Consider the following 4,840-nt stretch of genomic DNA (forward strand, 5'->3'; position numbering starts at 1 on the left):
GCCACCGACGAAGGACAGGCGCGCGCCATGCTCGACCGCCGCGGACGCGAGACGGTCGACGTGGTCGACGAGCGGCGATCCGCCGACGTCGGCCCCGTGGGTCGCGACGACGAGGTCATCGGCGTCAGCGGCAGCCTGAGCGAGGACGGCGTCGTCGGTCAGCGACCCGGTGCGGTACTCGACGCCGTCGATGGGCTCGTTCGGAGCGCTGCGCGTGTAGGAGATGACCTGGTGACCGCGGGAGGCGGCCTCCCGGGCGATGTTGCCGCCGGCGTAACCGGTGCCACCGAAGACCGTGCAGCGACGGCTCCGAGCTGCTGACGGACGAAAAGATCGAGGACACCTTCGACAGCGATGCCGCCGCGTGGACCGTCGATCGCTCCGTCGACCAGGGCAAGCCGACGGCGACGCGGGTCAAGACCGCCGTCTACGCGGGCACGCGCTGACGAGTGACTGCCCCGCCGGCCGGCCAGCGGAGTGTGGCGCGCGGCGGGTCAGCGGGGCGGCTGCTCGACGTGGGTCGGGCCCGTCATCAGGGTCCGCTCCACCCAGGCCATCGCGAAGGGGAGCCCCGCGATGGACAGCAGTCCGGTCGCCGAGAGGGCGACCCAGGTGAGATCCATGCCTCCCACCGTGGCACCACCTGGCCTGCGCGGCGTGCCGAACCGCCAGCCCGCGCCAGTCGAGACCGGATCTTGACCCCTCCTGCCTGGGGGCGTGCTCCTTGCGATGATGGCGCCATGTCTTCGCAGCCCGGCCACCATGAGGGCCGTCGAGTCCTGCCCGGAGGGGTGAGCCCGGCCTTCTTCGTCATCACGACCGGGGTCGGGGTGTTCTTCGCGATCCTCCCCGTCGTCGTCAAGGCTCCGTGGTGCCAGGGGATCCTGGCCGCCCTGCTCGTCGTCGGCCTCTTCACCGTCATCACGGCCCGGGAGACTCAGCGCACCGTGGAGATCACGCCCACTGAGGTGCGCGAGCGAGGCCTGGTGGGCACCTGGGTCATCCCGCGCTCGGCCATCGCCGAAGTCGTCGTGGTGCGCGAGCTGCAGCTGAGCGGCGTCGGTGGCCTCATCGGCCTGCTGGGCGACGACGGCCGCTGCCTGCGCCGGTGGCCGACCAGCCTGTGGCCGCCCGAGACGATCGACGCCCTCGTCATGGCCGGCCGCAGCCACAACGTCGTCGCCGGGCAGAGCGTTGAGGACGTGCGCCGGCGGTGGCCGCGACTGCTGCGGTGGCAGTGGGTGCACCGACCGCTCGCCATCACGCTGGCCGTCGTGGTCGGCGTGGCCGTCATGGCAGCCGTCCTGGTGGTGATCACCCGGCTCACCACCTGAGCCGGACCCGACCGTGGGGCACCGTCAGGTGATCAGCAGGGCAGGGGCGACCGGCGAGCCGCCGGTACGTCGCGGGTCGAGCTGAGCCATCTCCTCCTGCGGGGTGCGTCGCGTCCACCTGCCCCGGGTGTCGCTCGACGCCCGAGGCCGCTAGGCGATGCGGTAGAGCGTTGCCGGCCGACCCCGCTGGGCGGCTGACCGGACGACCTCGCCGCCTCGGGTCACGGGCGTGAGCTGGGGCTTCATCCGACGGGCGAAGTTGTCCTTGTGCAGCTCTTCTCCGATGACGGCCTCGTGCACCTTGCGCAGCTGGTGGAGCGTGAAGGGCTGCGGGAGGAAGCCGTCGGGGTCCGGCGGGGGGCTGTCGTTGCGGAAGCGGAACTCATAGCGCTCGCGCAGCGACTCGACTGCGGCAGAGACGATCTCGTCGTGGTCCCAGAGCATGTCCCGGCTGGTCGTGGCGGCCACCTCGTCGACGGGGAGGAGCTCTCCCTTCGCTCCCGTCAGCTCGAGCTCGGGCATGGAGACGGAGTAGGCGACCGAGATCGCCCACGTGCGGTCGTCGCGGTCGGGTGCGTCGAAGAGGCGCAGCAGGCGTGGGGGAGTGACCTCGGTCGGGCGCACGCCGACCTTGTGCTCGAAGACCTCGTGCACGGTCTCGTCGATGGTGTGCCGCTCGCGGAGGAATCGGCCGGGCAGCACCCTGCCGTCCGGGTCGGTGCGCTCCTGGACCAGGACCCGCAGGGCTGCGTCGTCGGTGCCCGGGTCGGTGATCGTGAGGACCGCGAGGTCCACGGTGACGCCGGGGCGGGGGTAGCTGTCGAGGGTGCGGCGAGCCATGTCCTGCACCTTAGCGCGGTTGAGGTGTTATAGTTAGCGTAGACAAGGGGTTAAATGAATGGGAGGGGATGTGATGACCATGACCGAGCAGGAGATGGCGGCGGGGGTCGAGGAGATCAACGCCGCGTGGAAGGCCTTCGAGCGCAAGCTGCTGACGCTCGTCGAGGCGATGGCGCACCCGCAGGACCGGCTGGTCCTCGAGGTGGGGGAGCAGGTGGAGGTGCCGGTGGTGGCCTTCCGCATGCAGAGCGGCGCGCTCTGCGCGACCGTCGGTGACGACGAGTACACCGAAAACCACGCGATCGGGCGGGAGCCGATCGTCCACCGAGCGATCATGTTGCTGCGCAAAATTGTCGGCGTGCCGCACCCGCAGCTGCTGACGCACCGGGCGGAGGGTCCGGTCGCGCAGATGTCGCCGGTCCTCGGGCTGGCCTGGACCGGGGGCCTGCGCACCGCTCCCGACGTGTACGTCGAGACCGACCGGGAGGCGCTGGTCGACATCGTCGAGGAGTCGCTGAGCGACGACTACGAGGTCTTCCGCGACGAGGACGACGACCTCTTCGTCGAGCACCTCGGCCAGCGGGTCTGGGTGCAGGTGCTGCCGGATGCGCCGGCCATCGTGATCAGCACCCGCGTGGCCCACGGGGCGCGCTCGCGGCGGCAAGCCGCGGTCGAGGTCGGGCTCCTCAACCGCTCCAACGCGTGGGTCTGGTGGCAGGTCATCGGTCGTGACATCGTCCAGACGGCGACAGTCGAGACGATGCCCTTCGCCCCGCACCACCTGACGACGACCATGGCCGTCTTCCTCGACGCCATGAAGTCCCGAGACGATCTGGCGCTGCGCGTCGGGGGAGAGGTGGCCTGATGCGGCTCACCAGTGCACAGATTGACCGAGCGTGCGGTGCCGTCCTCGGTGCTGCGACGGGCGATGCCCTCGGCGCCGGGTACGAGTTCGGTTGCGCGGCAGTCGGTCCCGAGGGTCCGGGGATGATCGGCGGCGGCCTGGGCAACTTCGCCCCGGGCGAGTGGACCGACGACACGGCCATGACGTGGCCGGTCCTGGCAGCCGTGGCGAAGGGAGCGGACCTCGCCTCCCCGGAGACGCTGGACGAGGTCGCCCAGGGCTTCCTCGACTGGTACGCCTCCGGCCCGGCCGACATCGGTACCCAGACCCGCCAGGTCCTCTCCTCGCTCCGCCACACCTCGCCCCGTCACGCATCGCCCCGTGAGGAGCTTGCTCTGCAAGCGTCTCGAAGGGAGTCCCTTCGAGACGGCGCTGGCGCGCCGCCCACGCGGAACGTGGGACCCACTCAGGGACCGGATGAGTCCCTCGCCACCCGCATGACCCAGGCCGCCGCGGACCTGCACGCTCGGACTGGCCGCACCGGCGGCAACGGCTCGCTGATGCGCACCTCGCCGGTCGCGCTGGCGCACCTCGACGACCCGCAGCGCCTCACGGCGGCCGCCGAGGCGGTCTCGGCGCTGACCCACACGGACGAGCGCGCGGGGCAGGCGTGCGCGCTGTGGTCGCAGGCGATCCGGCACGCGGTGCTCGGCGGGATGCTCGACGTACGGGTCGGGCTGCCGTACCTGTCGGGGGAGGCGCAGGCCTTCTGGACCGAGCGCATCGAGGAGGCCGAGGCACAGGACCCAGCGACCTTCACGCCCAACGGCTATGTCGTCACGGCGTTCCAGGCCGCGTGGTCGGCGATCCGCCACACGCCGGTGCCCGACGAGATGCCGTGCCTGCATCTGCAGGACTCGCTCGACACCGCGATCCGTATCGGCAACGACACCGACACGGTCGCGGCGATCGCCGGCGGCCTGCTCGGCGCCCGGTGGGGCGCGTCGGCCGTGCCTGCCGAGTGGCGCCGGATCGTGCACGGCTACCCGGGCCGCACGGCCGAGGACCTCGTCGAGGCGGCCACCCTGGCCGTGCGGGGTGGCCGCCCCAATGCCTACGGCTGGCCCGGGGTGGAGCGCATCGACTACCACCAGGCGCGCCGCCCGGTCCTCGTGCGGCACCCCTTCGACAACGGGGTGTGGCTCGGCAACGTGCTGGCGCTCGACGAGCTGCCTGAGAAGATCACCGCGGTGGTGAGCCTCTGCCTTACTGGATCCGAGCAGGTGCCGGCGGGCGTGGTGCACGTGCCCTTCCGCCTCATCGACGAGCCAGGGGCCGAGGCGAACCCCAACCTCGACGCCGTCCTCGCCGACGCGGCCCGGACGGTGGGCTCCCTTCGGGCCGAGGGTCACCGGGTGCTCGTCCACTGCGTCGCGGCCCAGTCCCGGACGCCCACCGTGGGCATCGCCCACGCGCTGGAGCTCGGGGTCGACCTCGAGACGGCGACGCGGGAGGTCGTCGCAGCTCTGCCGGAGGCGTCGCCCAACCGGGGATTCCGGGCGGCGCTGGGCCGCTACGCGCGTGGGATCAGTGGGCGACGGTGAACCGCTGCCGGCGGTGCTTGCCCTGCTCGATCTCGTCGACGAAGGCCAGCGCGAAGTCCGTGCCCGAGATCTCCGAGTTGCCCTCGGCATCGGTGACGAGCTCGTCGCCGCCGAGCCGGTAGCTGCCGGTGGTCTCGCCGGGGGCGAAGGAGCCGAAGAGCGCGGCCGGGGAGACGTAGAACCAGTCGAGCTCCTGGGGGCCGGAGCGCAGGGCGTCG

Annotated in this window: 6 protein-coding genes and 1 pseudogene; 3 read left to right on the plus strand and 4 right to left on the minus strand. The window is 71.8% G+C overall.

All coding sequences use genetic code 11. The features are described from left to right. Positions 1 to 261, minus strand: a pseudogene (locus tag JAN01S_RS16760) (NAD-dependent epimerase); the annotation flags it as partial. Between the two features lie 233 nt (positions 262 to 494). Next, on the minus strand, positions 495 to 623 hold the full coding sequence (locus JAN01S_RS17700; RefSeq protein WP_272948427.1) for a hypothetical protein: 129 nt from the start codon (positions 621 to 623) through the stop codon (positions 495 to 497). 117 nt (positions 624 to 740) lie between these two features. Here JAN01S_RS17700 and JAN01S_RS16050 point away from each other — a divergent pair, with 117 nt between their 5' ends. Continuing rightward, positions 741 to 1,334, plus strand: a complete 594-nt coding sequence (locus tag JAN01S_RS16050) for a hypothetical protein (protein ID WP_157075810.1) — start codon at positions 741 to 743, stop codon at positions 1,332 to 1,334. A 150-nt stretch (positions 1,335 to 1,484) separates the two neighbouring features. Here JAN01S_RS16050 and JAN01S_RS16055 read toward each other — a convergent pair whose 3' ends face one another. Then, a complete protein-coding gene (locus JAN01S_RS16055) occupies positions 1,485 to 2,174 on the minus strand; it encodes an NUDIX hydrolase (RefSeq protein WP_068319779.1) in 690 nt (229 codons plus the stop codon). A gap of 79 nt (positions 2,175 to 2,253) precedes the next feature. Here JAN01S_RS16055 and JAN01S_RS16060 point away from each other — a divergent pair, with 79 nt between their 5' ends. After that, positions 2,254 to 3,039, plus strand: a complete 786-nt coding sequence (locus tag JAN01S_RS16060; protein ID WP_157075811.1) for a T3SS (YopN, CesT) and YbjN peptide-binding chaperone 1 — start codon at positions 2,254 to 2,256, stop codon at positions 3,037 to 3,039. Next, positions 3,039 to 4,622 (plus strand): ADP-ribosylglycohydrolase family protein, encoded by a 1,584-nt coding sequence (locus JAN01S_RS16065; RefSeq protein ID WP_068319781.1) that lies wholly within the window; start codon positions 3,039 to 3,041, stop codon positions 4,620 to 4,622. The genes JAN01S_RS16060 and JAN01S_RS16065 overlap by 1 nt, the downstream gene beginning before the upstream one ends. Here JAN01S_RS16065 and JAN01S_RS16070 read toward each other — a convergent pair. Then, the coding region (locus JAN01S_RS16070) for an NAD(P)-dependent oxidoreductase (RefSeq protein ID WP_370670791.1) at positions 4,606 to 4,840 on the minus strand (235 nt) is incomplete at its 5' end. The two genes, JAN01S_RS16065 and JAN01S_RS16070, sit on opposite strands and share 17 nt — an antisense overlap.

This window comes from Janibacter anophelis NBRC 107843 (assembly GCF_001570945.1).
Classification (GTDB): domain Bacteria; phylum Actinomycetota; class Actinomycetes; order Actinomycetales; family Dermatophilaceae; genus Janibacter; species Janibacter anophelis.

Coding starts and splice junctions, on each gene's coding strand:
- JAN01S_RS17700 (WP_272948427.1), bottom strand. CDS start 623: ATGGATCTCACCTGGGTCGCCCTCTCGGCGACCGGACTGCTGTCCATC.
- JAN01S_RS16050 (WP_157075810.1), top strand. CDS start 741: ATGTCTTCGCAGCCCGGCCACCATGAGGGCCGTCGAGTCCTGCCCGGA.
- JAN01S_RS16055 (WP_068319779.1), bottom strand. CDS start 2,174: ATGGCTCGCCGCACCCTCGACAGCTACCCCCGCCCCGGCGTCACCGTG.
- JAN01S_RS16060 (WP_157075811.1), top strand. CDS start 2,254: ATGACCGAGCAGGAGATGGCGGCGGGGGTCGAGGAGATCAACGCCGCG.
- JAN01S_RS16065 (WP_068319781.1), top strand. CDS start 3,039: ATGCGGCTCACCAGTGCACAGATTGACCGAGCGTGCGGTGCCGTCCTC.